Origin of the sequence: Enterobacter cloacae complex sp. 2021EL-01169, from assembly GCF_020733125.1 — a bacterium.
GTDB lineage: Bacteria > Pseudomonadota > Gammaproteobacteria > Enterobacterales > Enterobacteriaceae > Enterobacter > Enterobacter roggenkampii.
Window position 1 is genome coordinate 238,204 of sequence record NZ_JAJFTC010000002.1, and the last position, 18,815, is coordinate 257,018.

Below are 18,815 nucleotides of genomic sequence, written 5' to 3' on the forward strand. Positions count from 1 at the left end.
CCAGAGCGCCGCTTCGGGTCAGAAGACACTTCAGGAAGCGTCCGCCGTGGTTTCCGGCAGTGACTCCGGCGGCTGCGGTGCAAAGCCACGCAGCCCCACAACGTGGACGTGTTCGCTGTTCTGGAACACTTTACGCACCAGCTTGTAGGTTGTCCCTTTTTCAGGGCTGATGTTCTCCGGTGCGGCAATGATGAGCTGCATATCGAGACGTTCGCAAAGCTCAAACAGCGTGGCAATGGAGCGCGCATCAAGACGCGCCGCCTCATCCAGGAACAGCAGTCGGCATGGGGAGATGTCTTTGCCGCGCAGGCGGCGCGCTTCGTCTTCCCAGCTCTGTACCACCATCACTAGAATCGACATCCCGGTACCGATCGCTTCACCGGTAGAGAGCGCCCCGGATTCCGCGCGCAGCCAGCCGTCGGAGCCACGGTTTACCTCTACCTCCATTTCTAGGTAGTTACGGTAATCCAGCAGCTCTTCCCCGATGGTTTGCGGCGTACGCTGTCCCATATCAATCTGCGGATTCAGGCGCTGATACAGCTTCGCCAGCGCTTCGGAGAAGGTCAGACGGTTGCTGTTGAACAGATCCTGGTGCTGCTCGTGCTGCTCAGACAGCACTTCCAGCAGCGTCGCGTGGGCTTCACGCACGTTGACGTTGAGGCGCACGCTGTTCACCTGGCCAAACGACACGTTCTGCAGACCCTGGTTCAGCTGGCGGATACGGTTCTGCTCGCGCTGAATGGTTTTGCGGATGATATTCGCCACGCTGCGGGAGCTGATCGCCAGCTTCTGCTCGCGAGAGGTCAGCTCTTCCGTCAGGCGCCCCAGCTCGATTTCCATCTGCTCAATGGCTTCAACCGGATCGTCGGTACGGATAATGTCCTGACGAATACGCTCGCGCAGGTGCTGGTAAACCGCCACAAAGAACTGGATTTTACGTTCAGGGCGTTTCGGATCCTCCGACATACGCAGCACGTCGCGCAGGTGTTCGTTATCCGCCACCGCCAGACGCAGCGCACCCAGCGCCTTATCCGACATGGAACGCAGCTCATCGGCAGAGAGATACGCCAGCTCGCGACGGTGCAGACGACGCTCAACGTTATTGTCTTTCACCATGCGCATTACCGCGCACCAGCCTGCCTTGGCGGTCACGACCTGCTCGCGCATCTCAAAGTAGTCGCGCTCCAGCTTGCGCAGGCGACGGGTCAGGTTATCCATTTCTGCTTCGCAGAAGGTCAGCGCTTTTTCCAGCTGATTGCGACGCGCGCGGTTATTGCTGAGCTGAGCATGCAGCTCGTCACGACGAATGCGCGCGCGCTCTTCCGCCCCGCTGTCGGCACGAACGCCGATATCCTGAAGCTCTTTCTGCAGGTCGTTTAACAGCTCTTTCTTGGTGTCGAAGGAGCTTTTCAGCGAGGCCAGCACCTGGTTGTACTGGTTCAGCTGAGCGGAGTGGCTGCGCATTGCTTCGCGGGCGCGGGTACGCTCCGCTTCCGCCTGCTCAAGGCGCTGACGCAGCTTTTCATTCAGATCGCTGTTACCGCTCAGCATTTCCGCCGAATCGGAGTAGCCGAAATGGGCGCGACGCTGCACCACTTCCGTCAGGGCAAACGCCTGCTGACGCGCTTCGCGCTGCACCTGCTGTGACCAGGCATAATCTTCTTTTAACTGCTCGAACTGTTCCGGGTCGCTCTGCAGGACAGAGACAACCGGCTCCAGCTTCGCCAGCTGATTGCCGTGCTGCTGCACGAAGCGCGCGGCTTCCTGCGCTTCATCCAGACGCTCCTGGATCTCATCCACGCGGTCGGCCAGCGTGTCGTCTGCCAGCAGATTCAGGCGCGGCAGAATACGGTTAAGGGCCGCGACGCCCTCTTTCGCCTGCTCGAACTGGACGCGACTCTGCTGGTTGTCGCTTTCATGACTGGCAATCGCCCGTTCCAGCTCGCCGCGGCGGGTATTGAGTTTGCGAATTTCCGCTTCCGGGTCGGCTTCGAAGGCCACGGCCAGATGGCTGCCGATAAAGCGGCTAAACGCCTGATGCAGACGCTGGGTTTTCTGCACGTCAAACGACAGCGTCGCAAAACGTTCAGACAGCGTCTCACGCTCGGCGTGCAGGCTTTCGATGCGGCTTTCGCGCGCGGCGCGGCCAAACAGCGGCAGTTCCGGGAAGCGGGAATAACGCCACTGACGGTCGGCAATTTTCACCACCACCGCTTTTTCCAGCTCGTCGACGCTGAATACGCTGTCATCGAACGACTGCGGATCCCCTTCGATCAGGTAGAGATCTTCCGGACAATCTTCCAGACCGGCAAGCTGCTCAGAAATCAGCGACAGATCCGGCACCACGATCGCGTTACGCGACGGGCCATACAGTGCCGAGAAGTATGGCGCATCGTCCAGGCCGACATCGTCGTAAATCTCAGACAGCAGTACGCCGCCAAAACGCTCTGCCAGGGCATTGAGGCGCGGGTCTTCCGCACCGCCCGGCTGGCTTAAGCGCTCAATTTCTTCGTCGACGTCACGCTTGCGCGCGCCCACTTCATCACGCTCAACAATCGCCTCGCGCTCGCGCTCCAGCAGCTGCTGCAGGTATTCGGTCAATTCCTGGCTGGATTCGAACTGCTCGCCGCACTGCTCACTGAGCTGGTTAAGGCTGCTCTGGGCCGCCAGCCAGACCGGGGCACGCTGCAGAAGCGCTTGCGAACGGGACTGAAGCTGTTCCAGCTCCTGACGCAGGGTCATACGCTGTTCGCTGGCGCTGGAAACCGTGTCTGAAAGCGCAGCGATACGCGCCTCGAGTTCCTGATGCAGGGCCTCAAGCTCGTCAAAATCGTAATGTTTGCCCTGACGCTTGCAGAATTCGGCCAGCAGACGCTCGGCCTCCTGCTGCTCGCGCAGGCGCTGTTCCAGCTCGTTCAGACGCATACGCAGCGGCTGAACCTGCTCGGCCAGATGGCGCTGGTTCACGCCGTCACGCAGCAGCTCGCGGGCAACGTCCCAGGCTTCGTTACGCGCCAGCGGGCCGTTAATCGCCACAACCAGCTGATAGGCCTGCTCAAACTGGCTGTGCGCCGTTTGGGCGACGCTCATTTTCTGTTCGAGGGACAGCAGTTTCTCAGTGGCTTCCTGCTCTTTGGCCTGGAAGGTATCCAGCCACTCGTCGGCGCTTTCCGGCGTCAGGTCTGGCAGATGGCACAGCTCTTTCGCGCGCTGTAAGGCCTGCAGTGCCTGGGTGTACTGGATCGCGCGCGTCTGCTGCACGTCCAGCGCCTGCTGATAATCGGCAAGCTGGCTTTTCAGCTCATCCACTTCCAGCTCGGCCGCTTCGGCGCGGGCTTCGTTCTCTTCCTGCATCTCGGCGGCTTCGGCCACCACTTCATTTTGCTCTTCAAGACGAATTTGCAGCTCGTCGAGGTCCGCTTCATAGCGCTCGATTTTCTCCTGCTGACGCAGCGCGGTCTGCACCAGGTTCAGGTGATCGCTGGCGGCCTGGTAATCGGCTTCCAGGTCACCTTCAGCACCGTTGTGCTCACCGAGCTCGCGCGCCATTTCGACGTGCTTGTACTGCTCGGCCACCAGCTGTTTGCGGGAGGTAAACAGCTCGCGGCGGTATTCTAATGCCTGATCGAGGTGGACGCGGCGCTCGTTGGCGTGGCGCATGTAGTCCGCCGCCACGTAGTTAGTGGCTTCGCTGATCAGGTGTTTAAACAGATCGCGGTCAGACTGGGTCACGCGAATCGCTTCCAGCGTCATGCGGTTTTCACGCAGCGCCGCCTCCATGTCCTGGAAGGCCTTACGCACCCCGCTGTTTTCCGGCAGCAGATAGTCGCGCAGGGAGCGGGTAATGGCGCTGGAGATACCGCCGTACAGGGACGCTTCGATCAGGCGGTAGTATTTGCTACGGTCTGATGCGGTGCGCAGACGACGCGCCACCACGCCGAGATCGAACATCAGCGAGTGGTAGTCTGTAATCGAGTTGAACTGTTTGAACTGCACGCCTTCTATCGCTTCGAGCTTATCTTTCAGCTCCTGCAGCGTCAGCACGCGCGCCTGGCGCTCGTTCAGGGTTTCCGTCAGCAGCGCCGTCGGCTGCACAGACGTTGGCAGCCCCTGGATGGCGAACGGTTTAATGTCGACTTTACGGTCGCGACCGGCAACCTGCTGCAGGCGCACGCCCACCACCACGCGCTGATGGCGGGAGTTAATGACGTCCAGAACCGAATAACAGACGCCGGCCTTCAGCTTCCCGTGCAGACCTTTATCACGGGAACCGCTTGTGGCCCCCGCTTCGGTGGTGTTACGGAAGTGAAGCAGCGTCAGGTCAGGGATCAGCGCCGTGACAAAGGCCGCCATGGTGGTGGATTTACCCGCCCCGTTACCGCCGGAGAGCGTCGTGACCAGCTCATCCAGATCGAACGTTCGGGCAAAGAAGCCGTTCCAGTTAATCAGCGTCAGTGAGCGAAATTTACCGCGTTCAATCATTACTCTTCCTCCCCGCTATCCGGCAGATTCTCTTCATGCTCGTCATTGAGCTGCAAATGGTTTTCCACCGGCATCGCTTCACCGTCGCGGATCATGCGAAGCTGCGCTTCACGCGCGTCATCGCCCGCACGCACGTCGGCGCCGAAGCGGAAGACAGATTCCGTAATGCGGAATTTGCTGCTGTCGTGCCCCATAAACCAGACCATTCCCAGACGACGCAGACGGTTCAGGGAAGAGCGGACTTTTTCCTGTAATTTCTGACGATCGAGATCCGACCCCGTGGAGCGGTTGTTCACCAGCTTGAGCAGCTTGCTCTCATCTGCCAGCGTCAACAGCTCGTCGTAAAGTTCCTGCTGGGTGAAGATCCCTTCATTCGCCAGACGTTCCGGGCTGAGGTAGAGGTAGCAGAGAATTTTGCCGACCATCATATCCAGCTCGGAGAGCACGGAACGCGGAATCAGCGTCGTGGAGCGCGGGCGCAGGTAGAAAAACCCTTCCGGCGCGCGGATAAGCTCCACGTTGTAGCGGGCGTAAAACTCTTCCAGGTACTCCTGGAAGTCCATCAAAAAGGCGTGATTATCCAGCTCGTCTAAGCCAATGTGACGACCGGCACGCAGCTGGCTGTCCAGCGCCGGAAATAACGGATTCGCCAGCGCCTGTGCCAGCTTAACCGGCATCACTTGTTCAATATTTGTCAATGACATGCGCCTGTACCTTGGCTCCGTAATCGTTAATTGGCTGCCACTTCGGCGGCAGTCCGGTGAAATCGGCTTGCGCGATACCCAGGCGAACAGCCTGGTCTACCACAATGCGGGCAACGTCGAAGTGGCGCGCGCGAGGATATTGCGCCAGATAGTCGCGCACCACGAGCCCCAGATCCAGCGGAGCTTGTCTGGTTTTGTAGACAGCAAGCTGTTCTTCGATCATCGCCGCAAGCTGCTCGCGAATTTCGTTAAATTCTTCGTATTCCAGATCCGGCGGCAGTTCACCGGTTACCTCTTCATCACGCAATGCCATCTCTTCGTCGCGCATATCCAGCAGACGATCGGCATTGGCGTAGGTCAGCGCCCACGGCGCATCGAAATAGGTCTGCACCGACTGGCGCAGACGCTGGGCAAAGACGCGGTTTTTATCCATATCGATCGCGGTACGAATAAATTTATGCACGTGTCGGTCGTAGCCGATCCACAGGTCGATCGACTGCTGGCCCCAGCTGATGATGCGGTCCAGTTTACTCTGCAGGTCGAACACCAGACGGTCGATAAAGTGCAGATCGTCGTGTGCCAGCGTCGCGTCCTGGATGCGCAGCAGGTTCGCCTGCAGCTTATCCCCTGCGGCTTCCAGCGTATCCTGCAGCTCACGCAGCGTACCGGAGGTTTCTGACAGCAGAAGTTCACAGCTGGAGATGGCTGCACGCCAGTCTTTATTCAGCAGCTGTGCGATATCGTCTTTCACCTGCTGCTGCTGTTCGTCCATCAGACGCTGGGTCAGATCGATACTGTCGAAGATTTCCGCCACCGAGTATTTCAGCGGTGCATAGACGTTTCGGTGCCAGTGGAATTCGTCACCGTCTTCATCTGCCGCATCGGCGGCGCGCTTAAGCTCACCGGCCACTATCGACAGCTGCATGGACAGACGCAGCGTGGAAAATTCGCGCTGGCGAATGTAGTAATCGGTGATGCCGATGCCCAGTGGCGTCAGGCGATAGATGGCGTTTCCTTCCGCCTGCTCGCTGGTAAAGCGGTTCAGCAGACGTTGACGCACCATATCGTTAATTGCGTTGTTGGCACGCACGCTAATGGTTTCGCTGGTTTGCTCAAACGCATCACTGACATGGCGGAACGCGTCCACCAGTTCACCCTCGCTCATTTCCCCATCCAGCCGCTCGCCGTTCAGCGTGGCAACCGCCAGCAGGAAAGAGAGTCTGTCTACCGGCAGCGAGATGGAGAAATCGTTTTTCCTGGCCCAGGCAACCAGTTCGGGGACTGTCTGGGAAAATTCACTCATAGGTTATCCTTGCATCTGCGGCTTGTGCGCGGTGACGTGAATATAGCGGCCAAGGCTGACAAAAGGCTCCTGGCGGCAATACCGCGTTTCCAATTCTGTTAAGGTGTCAAAACAGTCACGCTGTTTGTGTTTTTCACGCAGATAATCATGAAACACCCTGACGCCCGTCTTCCCGACAATCTGCCAGCCAATCGCTTCCAGCCAGCCATAGACCTGCTGTGGATCGCGCGGATAGTCCGGGGAAAGCGTGCGTTTTTTCTTTTTGGGCATCCCGACCTGAACATAGTCGAAGTTTCCCGCAACCATGTTGTGCATCAGGAAGCCGTTAGCATTGTAGAACATCAGCGACAGCGTGCCGCCCGGGCGCAACATCGACCACAGGGTTTGTAACACGCTTAGCGGATCGGCAACCCACTCCAGCACCGCATGAAACAATATCAGATCAACCTGGGTTTCCAAATGCTGTGCGATGTCCTGAGCGGCGCATTGTATAAAATGCATGTTGTCGCTCACACCTTTCTCTTCTGCCGCACGCGTCGCGCGGGCGACCATTTCAGCAGAAAGATCGCAAAGCGTGACGTGATGACCGCGTTCCGCCATTTTTATGGCCGTCTGCCCTTCTCCGCCCCCGGCATCCAGCACGCGCAACGTTTGACCACCAAAGGTAGCCAGAATGGTGTCCAGATCCTGCCAGAGGATCGTCTGACGGAGCTGCCCTTTCGTGGTGCCATAAATGTTGCGCGAAAACTTTTCCGCGATGTCATCAAAATTGCGATCCCGCATTGGGAGAGTTCCACTCGCTAACTGCAAAACCGCTATTTTGTCACACCCGCGCGGAGAATGAACCTCTCTGGTGTAATATCACCGTCAATCACCTGCTATATGGTCAAAAAAGGAACCAAAAAGGATGCTTTTTACCCTTAAGAAATACATTGGAGGGATGATGCTTCCCCTTCCGCTGCTGCTCATCATCATCGCGCTGGGGCTGGCGCTGGTGTGGTTCAGTCGCTTTCAGAAGAGTGGCAAAACGCTGATCACGTTCGGCTGGTTGGTCCTGCTGCTGCTGAGCCTGCAGCCGGTGGCTGATGGTCTGTTACGCCCCATCGAAAACAGGTACCCGACATGGCAGGGAAATCAGAAAGCGGCGTACATCGTGGTGCTGGGCGGCGGATATACCTGGGATCCTGACTGGGCCCCCAGCTCAAACCTGATCAACAACAGCCTGCCGCGGCTAAACGAAGGCATTCGCCTCTGGCTGGCGAATCCGGGATCAAAAATGATCTTCACCGGCGCGGCGGCCAAAACGAACCCGGTGAGTACGGCGGAAGCGGGTGCCCGGGTCGCGGAATCACTCGGCGTACCGCGCTCCTCAATCATCACGTTGGACAGCCCAAAAGATACTGAAGAAGAAGCTGCCGCAGTGAAGCAGGCGATTGGTGAAGCCCCGTTCTTACTGGTGACCTCCGCCTCGCACCTGCCGCGCGCGATGATTTTCTTTGAAAAACAGGGCCTGCACCCGCTTCCCGCACCGGCGAACCAGATGGCCATCGACGCGCCGCTTAATCCGTGGGAGCGGGTAATCCCGTCCCCTATGTGGCTGATGCATAGCGATCGCGTCGGTTATGAGACGCTCGGACGCCTCTGGCAGTGGCTGAAAGGTTCCTCAGGCGAGCCAGGGCAAGAGTGATTTAGTCGCCAGATCGAAGTTTGCGCGATTAAAGCGTCCGGTGTTAACCAGCTGCGCAACTTCGTCCCAGAGCAGGTAGAGCCAGCGCCGCCAGAGAAACGCTTCCGCAACGGGGGCGCGTTGAAGGTAATGCCACAGTAAACCTTCCGCCGCCCCGCTGTCGCTGAGCCTGAACAGCTCATATTCGCGCGGAGCCCAGAGCATGATCCCCGGCCCCACCATCGCCAGGAGCTGATCGCTGCGGGGGTCTTTCAGCATACTCCGCAGGGTGAAGTTACCGTGGATCAGCACGCAGTTATCGTTAAAACCTTCGAACAGCGCCGGTAAACACTCCCGGGTGCGAAAGAGAATACGTTTGTCCTGCATGGTTAAACCGGTATTGTTGAACTGGTTAAGCGTTCCCCACAGCACTTCAACCCGCTGGCGATACCACAGCGGCCAGAGATTTTCCTGAGTGCTGTCGACCGGCCCAACAAGTCCGCGGCTATCCTGACGGTGCCACGCCAGCAGCGCCTCGACAATCTGGTCTTTTAGCTGTTCCCAGCGTTCCGGCGTTCGCGCGGGCGCTTCAACGGGTACACCACGTAAACGTTCAATCAGCAGTACGTCCGGGCCGGGGTGTTCCTCATGGGTCATCACGCCGTACACCGTCGGCATACGCACGGTTCCCTCCCGCGCCAGCATCGACATTTTCCATGCAAGCTGCCTGGCAACGCCGGGTGACGTGAAACTTCGTGCCATCAGCGGCATTGGGTTACCCTCACTGTCGTACAACGACCAGAGCGCGGTATCGGCTTTTTCACTCACGCATTCGACCCGGCTTAACTTTTCACCCAGCAGATGGCTAAGTTCGGCACGCAGCTGTTCCATATGAGATTACCCCCATTAAGACTACTGCTTTTATAATGAGCGTCCTTAATGAAGATGTCACCCGGAAGAGATCAATCAGGAAAAAGAAAGTGAAAAATAAACCGGAGAGTGCATCTCTCCCAACGGAGAGATGCCGGTAAGATTAACGCAATTCAGCGCGAACGCGCTCAAGATCTTCAGGGGTGTCTACGCCCGTGCCGGGGACTTCCTCAGCAACGGCAACGTGAATTTTCTCGCCGTACCAGAGCACGCGGAGTTGCTCCAGCATTTCGATATGCTCCAGCGGACTCGGGGCCCAGGCCACATAACGGCGAATAAAGCCGGCGCGATAGCCGTAGATCCCAATATGACGCAGGAAGGTATCACCGATGGTCTCTTTAGAAAGCGCAAAGCGATCGCGATCCCACGGGATCGTGGCACGGGAGAAATAGAGCGCATAGCCTTCCGCATCCATGACGACCTTCACCGCATTCGGGTTGAAAGCTTCTTCTGCATGATGAATGGGTACCGCCAGCGTGGCCATTCCGACCTGACGCTGCGCCAGGTTTTCGGCCACCTGACGGATAATCACCGCGGGGATCATCGGCTCGTCACCCTGCACGTTTACGATAACCGTATCATCACTGAAACCGCATTTCTCAACCACTTCCGCCAGACGCTCGGTGCCGGACTGGTGATCGGCGCGGGTCATGCATACCTCACCGCCTGCCGCCTCAACCGCACGAGCGACATCCGGATGATCGGTGGCAACAATCACGCGGTCAGCACCGGATTCACGCGCACGTTCAAGGACATGCACGATCATCGGCTTGCCATGGATATCCACCAGCGGTTTACCCGGCAGACGGGTTGAAGCGTAACGCGCAGGAATAATGACTACAAAACTCATGGTTTGCTCTCTTCTGCCACCAGGGAACGGGCTTCGTTTTCCAGCAATACAGGAATACCGTCGCGCAGCGGGAAAGCCAGGCTGTCCAGCTTGCAAATGAGCTCTTGTTTGTCCTGGCTGTAGTAGAGTTTGCCGTTGCATACCGGGCAGGCAATAATTTCAAGTAAACGGTGATCCATAGTTCCTCCGTATGGGTAATCGCTAAAGCTTAACACATTCCTTTTTCAGGGCGTGCCTGTTTCCCAGCCACTTCGACAGGATGTAAACAATCCGTCAGGTACCCGGCCCAGCGTCACGTCGTCGGCCCCCTGCCAGCGCGCGAATTCGCTAATGGCGGACGTTAACCCTTTTTCCAGGCTCGCCGTCACCCTGACGCCCTCTTGCAAATAAAGCGCAATGATTTCAAGCGTGCCGGTCTTGCGGTGCATTTTGGCATCCATGCGCCCGACCAGCTGCCCCTTATGCAGGAGCGGTAAAACAAAGTAGCCATACTGGCGCTTTGGGGCCGGGGTATAACATTCCAGCCGGTAGCTGAAATCAAAGAGCTGCTCGGCGCGTTTTCTGTCCCAGACGACCGGGTCGAACGGCGACAATACCGCGCTGTGGGTCGCCAGCAGTTTCCCCTCCAGGGCCTGAGGCAATAGCGGGAGGAGATCCGCATGTAGCCACATTTCGCCCAGCGTTTCCACGGTAACGGGAATGACGCGCTGTTCGCGTTGCCACATGTCCAGCAGCGGTTTCAGCGCGGGCTGGCGCAGGCGATAATAATCTGCCAGCCATTGCGAGCGAAAAATCCCCAGACTACGGGCGCTGTTTTCTAACATAATGGCCTCGGCCGCCTCCTGGGTAAGCAGGTCGCGCTCGTCGTCCCAGTGGGGCATCACGCGATGCGTGAGGTCGTAGACACGCTGAAAATTACGCCGCTCAATCACCATGACTTTGCCTGAGGTAAACAGGCCTTCGAGATGACGCTTGTGCGGCTTCCACTCCCACCAGCCGCTTGTACCTTTGCGCGGGTGTTCAAAATCGGCGGAGCGTACAGGGCCGTTTTCCTGAATATGCGCGATGAGCTGCTCTATTTCAGCCGCATGTTCCTGCATCCACGCCTGTCGGTATTTCCAGCCCATCTTTTCAGGGGCAAGCATACGGTGGCGAACCAGGGCAAAATCGCTGCGGGGCAGAAAGCAGGCTTCGTGCGCCCAATACTCCATCAACTCCCCCTTGCTGAGCGCCTCATCCAGCCACTGGGAAGGATAACTCCCCAGGCGGCTAAACAACACCAGGTAAGGGCTGCGGGCCACAATATTAATGGTGTCGATCTGGAGTAGCGACATGCGCTGTACGGTAGAGAGAATATCGGCAGGCTGCGAGCGACGGCGGGGCTTTTTGAGCAGCCCCTGCGCGGCAAGGTGGAGATTACGTGCGGCTGAGAGCGAGAGTTGCGGTAAAGACATGCGTTTTCCTGTCAGTCAAAGCGCCACCAGAACCGCGTAAGCCTTTAGTGCACCAACGCAATCAGTTCCTTGAGCAAATGTTCCGGCTGCTCACCGCTGAGTTCGGCGTCAACCGGCAGATACCACCAGTTATCTTTCGCAAAGGCGCGGCATTTCACCGCATCTTTTTCGGTCATGATCAGAGACTGCCCGGGTGTGGTCAGGGCGTCTACCTGCCCTTCCACCAGCGCCTGATGGTCGGCCAGCGGAACGCGTTTTTCCAGCCGGGCACCACACTGTTCCAGCGTCGCGAAGAAGCGCGGCGGATGACCAATGCCCGCCATCGCTACCAGTGAAGGAAGCTCTGAAACCGACCGGCGTTCACCCGTCACCAGGTTGATTGCCAGACCCGGCTGCAGGTGCATCGGGATTTCACCCGTTTTCGCCTCACCACCGTTCACGATCACCGCATCCACGGACTTCAGACGCGAAGCGCGTTCGCGCATGGGTCCGGCAGGTAACCACCAGCCGTTCCCAAAACGGCGAACCCCGTCGATGACCACAATCTCTTTATCTCGCGCCAGGGCATAATGCTGCAGACCATCGTCAGTGATAATGATCTGTACCGCATGTTCGGCAAGCAGGGCCCGGACGGCATCGCTGCGCACCGGGGAGACCGCAACAGGGGCGCCAGTACGCTGGAAAATCAATACCGGTTCATCACCCGCTTCAGCCGTCGTGGTTTCCGCCGTCAGCAACAGCGGGTAATGCGCCGCTTTACCACCATATCCCCGCGATACCACGCCCGGGCGTATACCGCGCTTTTGCAACTGCTCCACCAGCCAGATCACCACCGGCGTTTTGCCGTTGCCGCCCGCCGTAAGATTACCGACGACCACAACGGGCACCGGCGCGCGCCAGGCCCGCTTCACCCCAAGACGATAAAGCAGACGGATAATGCCGCTCACCAGGCCGTAGAGCCAGGAGAGCGGCAAAAGCAGCAGCCACAGCGGGGATTCACCGGACCAGATGCGTGCAATCATTCGCCGAACTGCATCTTATGAAGCTGAGCGTAAACACCGCGGTGTTCCAGCAGATCAGCATGGCTTCCGCGTTCAACAATGACCCCATCCTCAACCACGACGATTTCATCAGCCTGCTCGATAGTCGACAGACGGTGCGCAATCACCAGCGAGGTGCGGTTCTTTTGTAGCTCATCCAGCGCCGACTGAATCGCGCGTTCAGATTCCGTATCCAGCGCAGAGGTCGCTTCGTCCAGGATCAGGATCGGGCTGTCGCGCAGCAGCGCTCGGGCAATGGCGATACGCTGACGCTGCCCACCGGAGAGCAGTACACCGTTCTCGCCGATGATGGTATCCAGACCGTTATCCATCTTGTTGATAAAGTCCATCGCGTAGGCCATACGTGCGGCGTTCTCAATCTGCTCGCGGCTGTACTCTTCAGTGCGTGCATAAGCAATATTGTTTGCCACGGTATCGTTGAACAGGTGCACGTTCTGGGAGACCAGCGCCACCTGGTTACGGAGCGACTGCAGGGTATACTCCCGCAGATCGTGACCGTCTAACAGAATTTCACCTTCGTCAATGTCGTAGAAACGGGTGATCAGGCTGGCAATGGTCGATTTACCCGAGCCGGAACGGCCTACCAGCGCAACGGTTTTCCCCGCCGGAATGGTCAGGTTGATATTGCGCAGAGCCGGTGTTTCGCGGCCAGGATAAGTAAAGGTCACATTGCGGAACTCAACGTCGCCGTTCGCGCGCTCAATGACGCGTTTGCCTTCATCTTTTTCCTGCTCGGAATCCAGAATGCTGAACAGGGTCTGACAGGCCGCCATCCCACGCTGGAACTGGGCGTTGACGTTTGTCAGTGATTTCAGCGGACGCATCAGGGCGATCATTGAGGAGAAGACCACGGTGATGGTACCCGCCGTCAGCGTCTCCATGACGCTCGGGAAGCTTGCCGCATACAGAACGAACGCCAGCGCCAGTGAGGCAATCAGCTGAATAATCGGGTCGGAGATAGAAGAGGCCGAGACCATTTTCATCCCCTGCAGACGCATTTTGTTGCTCACTTTATCAAAGCGTTTGGTTTCAACGTCCTGACCACCAAAAATCAGCACTTCTTTATGCCCTTTCAGCATCTGCTCTGCGCTGGTAGTCACCTGCCCCATCGTATTCTGCATATTCTTGCTGATATTACGGAAGCGTTTTGAGACGACGCGGATAGCAATAGAAACCACAGGTGCCAGAACGATAAGGATGAGCGACAGCTGCCAGCTGTAGTAGAACATCATCACGAACAGGCCGATAATCGACGCGCCCTCGCGCACAACCGTAATCAGCGCGCTGGAAGAGGAAGAGGCAACCTGCTCGGAGTCGTAGGTGATCCGCGACAGCAGCGTCCCGGTTGACTGCTTGTCAAAGAACGCAACCGGCATGCCCATCATGTGACTGAACAGCCGACGGCGCATGGTCATCACCACTTTCCCGGATACCCAGGAAATGCAGTAGCTGGAGATATAGCTGGTGATACCGCGTAAGATCATCAGTCCGATAACCACCAGAGGCATCCATAGCAGCACTGAGCGATCCGTTTTACCAAAACCGTCGTCCAGTAACGGTTTGAGAAGCGATAGCATAAAGGTATCGCTGGCTGCGTTGAGGATTAACGCTACACCCGCCACGATCAAGCCTGCTTTAAAAGGGGCAATCATCGGCCAGAGTCGGCGGAACGTTTGCCACGTGGAGAGATCTTTGTCGTTATGCATTCAAAAAACCAGCATTGTTGAAATAGCCGCATATTCTACCCGTTATCGACGGGCGCGCCAAACCACTGATGATACCAACGTGGTAAAATTTGCTCTCGCAAGCGCCGGATTTGCCAGTGATGTTGCGAGAATGTCACCGATATTTGTCCTGAATGAGGGGTATCGTGCCAGATATATCCCTCTTTTCGATAACGTCGAACGACTTTTGCCGACGGGAAGTGCCATGCGTTATAACGGGCCGCAGAATCCAGGGCGATCTGTCCTTCCACCCGCTGTACCAGCGGCAATGAAGACGAGGTATTGCTGCCATGATGGGGGACCTGTATGAGCGTGGCCCTCAGATGACGCCAGTAATGGCTAAGCATAGCCTGTTCCGCCTGCACTTCAATGTCCCCTGTTAGCAGAACGCTTTGCTCCCCATCGTCCACCTTTACCACACAGGAATGGTTATTCCCCTGGGCCGGGTAATTTTCAGGAGGCCAGTGGACGGTGAAGGTTAATCCCTGCCATTCCCATTTTTGCCCACGAAAACAAGGGCGGTGCCCCGTCCTGCGTAACGGACTTCTTACCCATATATCCGGCCATGCTTTTTGCAACGACGCGAGGCCTCCTGCATGGTCGAGGTGTTCATGACTGAGAATCACTCCTTCTGGCCGCAGGTGATGCCAGCGAAGCCAGGGAATAATTAACCGCTGCGCGCTATCCCCGCCCGGCCAGGCGAGCCCGGTATCAAAGAGAATGGCTTTTCCCTGCCTTTCAATCACCATGGCCAGCCCCTGCCCCACGTCCAGCATATGCAGCGTCCAGCTCTCGCTTTTTTCCGCTCGCCAGAGGGGAAATGTCAGTAAGACGCTGCCTGCAAGACAAACGGCAGGAACGGTTTTCCAGGCACGAAAACGCCAGGCAATAATACTCAACCACGGCAGTAATGCCATGATTTGCCAGCGTTGATCAACATTCTGCCAGCCATCTGGCAGGCGCATCAGTAGCCAGAAGAGTCCCGCAAGCGACTTATCGGCGGCAAACCAGATGGCACTTTCTACCGCAGCCAGCGGTAGCAAATGGAGCAGCATACCGAGCAAGATCAGCGGGACGGAGACAAACGTTACCAGGGGAACGGCAAAGAGATTCGCGACAAGGGAGGAGAAGCTGAAGCCATGGAAAATCAGAACCTGTAACGGCATGAGCAGCAGCAACATCCCGACCTGCAGATAAATCAGGTTCAGTAGCGGCCGCATCCGTCGTGTCCAATTCCAGTCGGGAAGAGGCAGCCACTGAAACCAGAAAATCAGCGCGGCGACGGCAAAGGCTGACAGAACCAGACTCTGCGAAAGTACGGCCAGGGGATCGTTAATCAGTATCGCCGCGGTGCAGCAGCTCCAAACCTGCCAGGGAGACCATTGACGGCCAGTAATCCGCAACAGAGCAAGCACCGCAAGGGCGATGATCGTCCTCAGCGCAGGCGGTTGCAGGCCGGTAAGCCAGGCGTAGAAAGCAGCAAAGAACAACCCGGCAAGGAGAGGCATTTGCCAGTGGACGCGGTGGCTGGGTAATAAAAACTGGAGTCCACGAGCAAGTAACCAGACGAGAGAGGCTGCCAGCGCGATATGCAGACCCGAAATCGCCATCAGATGCAGCGTGCCGGTTTCCCGCATCAGGTCTTTTATTTCATGGGATACTTCCAGGCGTTCTCCCATCCCAAGCCCCAAGATAACCGCTCCCCATCGGTAAGCTGAAAGTCGGTTTTGCAGCGACATCAGATATTGCGCTCGCAGGCTGCAGCGCCCGTCGACGATCTCCGCACGGGTGAAGCGCCCGCTCAGCGTTTGATGTCGGGCAAAAGCGCTGCGCTGAGAATCATAACCGCCGTCGTTGAGTTCGCCGTGTGCAGGCCTGAGCCTGAGCGTCACGCTCCAGCGCTGCCCTGCACACGCCTTTTGCGGCAGATAATTGCCATACAGCGTTACGCCGGTAGAGGCCCACCAGCGCTTGCCATTGACGCTTAGAATGCTTCCCTGATGCTGAGTGGCGCCATCAGTCGCGGTGAGCTCTATCTCAGCCTGCACGGCCCCCGTTGTTAAATGCTGCATCGGCCAGACGCTCTCCTGCGCGGCCAAAATGCCCCAGGCACAAAATAACAGCGTCATACCCGCATACTTCAGTCGACTGTTTTGCCATGCAGCAAGCGCTAGCCCGCCAGCCATCATTACCCACACGGTGTTGGGGGAAGGCAGTTCAGGTAACCAGAGTAACGGAACTATCGCCAGAATGGCGCAGATGCTAAGCGCGGGAATTCCCATTGCTACCTCCCTGTTTCAGGGTGGCAGTATGCAAGCAGGCTGAGCGGTCGTCAGGTGTGAAAAATACGATTTACGGCAAGCGCAGCAAGGTATTTAACGGGTTGCAGAAAACGAAACGGAAAATGCGGGGCACATTCAGAAAGAAAGCGACGGGTACAAAAAAAGCACCCGCAGGTGCTTTCTTTCGAACCCAGTTTAACCGGCTGGCTAAACTCAGTTGCCGTAAATATTGGCGCGATCGCGCAGTTCTTTACCCGGCTTAAAGTGTGGAACGTACTTACCTTCCAGCTCAACTTTATCACCAGTTTTCGGGTTACGCCCGGTACGTGGAGCACGATAGTGCAGAGAAAAACTACCGAAACCGCGGATTTCAATGCGCTCGCCCTGGGCAAGAGTGGAGGCCATATGCTCCAGCATCTCTTTTACGGCATCTTCCACTGCCTTGGCAGGGATATGCGGTTGCTGACTGGCAAGTCTTTCAATCAATTCTGACTTGGTCATGATTCCTCCGGTTCCTTTCAAACCAATTAGCTGAACAGCTCATTAAACAAGGGCGGCCGTAGCCGCCCTTTGTTATTGATTACAGGACGAATCCTGTAATCTGTCAAGTTTGCTCCTCATCCTTCGCGCTGTAAATGCGTTACAGCGCAAATGATGCTGAGAACCTGATATTACTCGCCTTTAGCTGCTTTGAAAGCTTCAGCCATTGCGTTGTTAGAGAAGTTTGCATCTTCCTGTTTGTTAACAGTTGCGATTGCATCTTTCTCATCAGCTTCGTCTTTAGCACGAACAGACAGGCTGATTGCACGGTTCTTACGGTCAACACCGGTGAACTTAGCTTCAACGTCGTCGCCTACGTTCAGAACCAGAGTGGCATCTTCAACGCGGTCACGGGAAGCTTCAGAAGCGCGCAGGTAACCTTCAACGCCGTCAGCCAGTTCTACGGTTGCGCCTTTCGCGTCAACTGCAGTGACTTTACCGTTTACGATTGCGCCTTTCTTGTTCAGTGCAACCCAGTTGTTGAACGGATCTTCTGCGAGCTGTTTAACGCCCAGGGAGATACGCTCACGCTCTGCGTCAACCTGCAGAACAACTGCAGCGATTTCGTCGCCTTTTTTGTATTCACGAACTGCTTCTTCGCCTGCAACGTTCCAGGAGATGTCAGACAGGTGAACCAGGCCATCGATGCCGCCGTCCAGGCCGATGAAGATACCGAAGTCAGTGATAGACTTGATTTTACCTTCAACACGGTCGCCCTTGTTGTGGGTTTCCGCGAACTGCTGCCATGGGTTGTTTTTGCACTGCTTCAGGCCCAGGGAGATACGACGACGTTCTTCGTCGATATCCAGAACCATCACTTCCACTACATCACCAACGTTAACAACTTTGGATGGGTGGATGTTTTTGTTGGTCCAGTCCATTTCGGAAACGTGCACCAGACCTTCAACGCCTTCTTCGATTTCAACGAAGCAGCCGTAGTCAGTCAGGTTGGTTACGCGACCAGTCAGTTTAGTCCCTTCTGGGTAACGCTTAGCGATAGCTACCCATGGATCTTCGCCCAGCTGTTTCAGGCCGAGGGATACACGAGTACGCTCGCGGTCGAACTTCAGCACTTTAACAGTGATTTCGTCGCCCACGTTCACGATTTCGCTTGGGTGCTTAACGCGTTTCCACGCCATGTCGGTGATGTGCAGCAGGCCATCAACGCCGCCCAGGTCAACGAATGCGCCGTAGTCAGTGAGGTTCTTAACGATACCTTTGACTTCCATGCCTTCCTGCAGGTTTTCCAGCAGCTGATCGCGTTCTGCGCTGTTTTCGGATTCGATAACGGCACGACGGGAAACAACAACGTTGTTACGCTTCTGGTCCAGCTTGATTACTTTGAACTCAAGCTCTTTGCCTTCCAGGTGCAGGGTGTCACGAACTGGACGAACGTCTACCAGAGAACCTGGCAGGAACGCACGAATACCATTCAGCTCAACAGTGAAGCCACCTTTAACTTTGCCGTTGATAACACCGACCACAGTTTCAGCTTCTTCGTAAGCTTTTTCCAGCGTGATCCATGCTTCGTGACGTTTCGCTTTCTCACGAGAAAGCAGGGTTTCACCGAAGCCGTCTTCTACTGCGTCCAGAGCAACGTCAACTTCGTCGCCAACCTGGATTTCCAGCTCGCCCTGGGCGTTTTTGAACTGCTCTGCCGGAATGGCGGACTCAGATTTCAGACCGGCGTCAACCAGTACTACGTCTTTGTCGATAGCAACAACAACACCGCGAACGATGGAACCCGGGCGGGTTTCGATTTCTTTTAAGGATTCTTCAAACAGTTGAGCAAAAGATTCAGTCATGTTTAATCTTCAGG

14 protein-coding genes are annotated in these 18,815 nt (G+C 56.7%); 1 reads left to right on the plus strand and 13 read right to left on the minus strand.

Annotated features, from left to right (window positions below):
* Positions 1-30: 30 nt before the first annotated feature.
* Genes mukB through cmoM form a run of 4 tightly spaced genes read right to left on the minus strand, consistent with a single transcriptional unit; the run spans position 31 to position 7,272 of the window.
* Positions 31-4,482, minus strand: coding sequence for a chromosome partition protein MukB (gene mukB, locus LLF79_RS07590; protein WP_227879337.1), 4,452 nt, complete (start codon positions 4,480-4,482; stop codon positions 31-33).
* Positions 4,482-5,186: a chromosome partition protein MukE gene (gene mukE / locus LLF79_RS07595; RefSeq protein ID WP_008499954.1), complete on the minus strand. Its 705-nt coding sequence runs from the start codon at positions 5,184-5,186 to the stop codon at positions 4,482-4,484. The genes mukB and mukE overlap by 1 nt, the downstream gene beginning before the upstream one ends.
* A complete protein-coding gene (gene mukF / locus LLF79_RS07600; RefSeq protein ID WP_008499955.1) occupies positions 5,167-6,489 on the minus strand; it encodes a chromosome partition protein MukF in 1,323 nt (440 codons plus the stop codon). The genes mukE and mukF overlap by 20 nt, the downstream gene beginning before the upstream one ends.
* A 3-nt stretch (positions 6,490-6,492) precedes the next feature.
* Positions 6,493-7,272, minus strand: a complete 780-nt coding sequence (gene cmoM, locus LLF79_RS07605; RefSeq protein ID WP_008499956.1) for a tRNA uridine 5-oxyacetic acid(34) methyltransferase CmoM — start codon at positions 7,270-7,272, stop codon at positions 6,493-6,495.
* A 124-nt stretch (positions 7,273-7,396) separates the two neighbouring features.
* Here cmoM and elyC point away from each other — a divergent pair, with 124 nt between their 5' ends.
* Positions 7,397-8,176, plus strand: coding sequence for an envelope biogenesis factor ElyC (elyC, locus tag LLF79_RS07610; RefSeq protein ID WP_047745087.1), 780 nt, complete (start codon positions 7,397-7,399; stop codon positions 8,174-8,176).
* Here elyC and LLF79_RS07615 read toward each other — a convergent pair.
* From LLF79_RS07615 to rpsA, 9 genes are all read right to left on the minus strand, one after another.
* A complete protein-coding gene (locus LLF79_RS07615) occupies positions 8,153-9,046 on the minus strand; it encodes a YcbJ family phosphotransferase (protein WP_008499958.1) in 894 nt (297 codons plus the stop codon). The genes elyC and LLF79_RS07615 overlap by 24 nt on opposite strands.
* A gap of 142 nt (positions 9,047-9,188) precedes the next feature.
* Positions 9,189-9,935, minus strand: coding sequence for a 3-deoxy-manno-octulosonate cytidylyltransferase (gene kdsB / locus LLF79_RS07620; protein WP_227879338.1), 747 nt, complete (start codon positions 9,933-9,935; stop codon positions 9,189-9,191).
* Positions 9,932-10,114: a protein YcaR gene (gene ycaR / locus LLF79_RS07625; protein ID WP_006174474.1), complete on the minus strand. Its 183-nt coding sequence runs from the start codon at positions 10,112-10,114 to the stop codon at positions 9,932-9,934. The genes kdsB and ycaR overlap by 4 nt, the downstream gene beginning before the upstream one ends.
* A 45-nt stretch (positions 10,115-10,159) precedes the next feature.
* Positions 10,160-11,389: a winged helix-turn-helix domain-containing protein gene (locus tag LLF79_RS07630; protein WP_227879339.1), complete on the minus strand. Its 1,230-nt coding sequence runs from the start codon at positions 11,387-11,389 to the stop codon at positions 10,160-10,162.
* 44 nt (positions 11,390-11,433) lie between these two features.
* Positions 11,434-12,411: a tetraacyldisaccharide 4'-kinase gene (gene lpxK / locus LLF79_RS07635; protein ID WP_126348835.1), complete on the minus strand. Its 978-nt coding sequence runs from the start codon at positions 12,409-12,411 to the stop codon at positions 11,434-11,436.
* Positions 12,408-14,156: a lipid A ABC transporter ATP-binding protein/permease MsbA gene (gene msbA / locus LLF79_RS07640; protein WP_008499963.1), complete on the minus strand. Its 1,749-nt coding sequence runs from the start codon at positions 14,154-14,156 to the stop codon at positions 12,408-12,410. The genes lpxK and msbA overlap by 4 nt, the downstream gene beginning before the upstream one ends.
* Positions 14,157-14,191: 35 nt before the next feature.
* Positions 14,192-16,456, minus strand: a complete 2,265-nt coding sequence (locus tag LLF79_RS07645; RefSeq protein ID WP_227879340.1) for a ComEC family protein — start codon at positions 16,454-16,456, stop codon at positions 14,192-14,194.
* A 213-nt stretch (positions 16,457-16,669) separates the two neighbouring features.
* Positions 16,670-16,957, minus strand: coding sequence for an integration host factor subunit beta (gene ihfB, locus LLF79_RS07650; RefSeq protein ID WP_008499965.1), 288 nt, complete (start codon positions 16,955-16,957; stop codon positions 16,670-16,672).
* A gap of 170 nt (positions 16,958-17,127) precedes the next feature.
* On the minus strand, positions 17,128-18,801 hold the full coding sequence (gene rpsA / locus LLF79_RS07655; RefSeq protein WP_008499966.1) for a 30S ribosomal protein S1: 1,674 nt from the start codon (positions 18,799-18,801) through the stop codon (positions 17,128-17,130).
* Positions 18,802-18,815 lie beyond the last annotated feature (14 nt).

Coding starts and splice junctions, on each gene's coding strand:
- LLF79_RS07615 (WP_008499958.1), bottom strand. CDS start 9,046: ATGGAACAGCTGCGTGCCGAACTTAGCCATCTGCTGGGTGAAAAGTTA.
- LLF79_RS07645 (WP_227879340.1), bottom strand. CDS start 16,456: ATGGGAATTCCCGCGCTTAGCATCTGCGCCATTCTGGCGATAGTTCCG.
- elyC (WP_047745087.1), top strand. CDS start 7,397: ATGCTTTTTACCCTTAAGAAATACATTGGAGGGATGATGCTTCCCCTT.
- mukF (WP_008499955.1), bottom strand. CDS start 6,489: ATGAGTGAATTTTCCCAGACAGTCCCCGAACTGGTTGCCTGGGCCAGG.
- LLF79_RS07630 (WP_227879339.1), bottom strand. CDS start 11,389: ATGTCTTTACCGCAACTCTCGCTCTCAGCCGCACGTAATCTCCACCTT.
- lpxK (WP_126348835.1), bottom strand. CDS start 12,411: ATGATTGCACGCATCTGGTCCGGTGAATCCCCGCTGTGGCTGCTGCTT.
- rpsA (WP_008499966.1), bottom strand. CDS start 18,801: ATGACTGAATCTTTTGCTCAACTGTTTGAAGAATCCTTAAAAGAAATC.
- ihfB (WP_008499965.1), bottom strand. CDS start 16,957: ATGACCAAGTCAGAATTGATTGAAAGACTTGCCAGTCAGCAACCGCAT.
- msbA (WP_008499963.1), bottom strand. CDS start 14,156: ATGCATAACGACAAAGATCTCTCCACGTGGCAAACGTTCCGCCGACTC.
- mukB (WP_227879337.1), bottom strand. CDS start 4,482: ATGATTGAACGCGGTAAATTTCGCTCACTGACGCTGATTAACTGGAAC.
- mukE (WP_008499954.1), bottom strand. CDS start 5,186: ATGTCATTGACAAATATTGAACAAGTGATGCCGGTTAAGCTGGCACAG.
- ycaR (WP_006174474.1), bottom strand. CDS start 10,114: ATGGATCACCGTTTACTTGAAATTATTGCCTGCCCGGTATGCAACGGC.
- kdsB (WP_227879338.1), bottom strand. CDS start 9,935: ATGAGTTTTGTAGTCATTATTCCTGCGCGTTACGCTTCAACCCGTCTG.
- cmoM (WP_008499956.1), bottom strand. CDS start 7,272: ATGCGGGATCGCAATTTTGATGACATCGCGGAAAAGTTTTCGCGCAAC.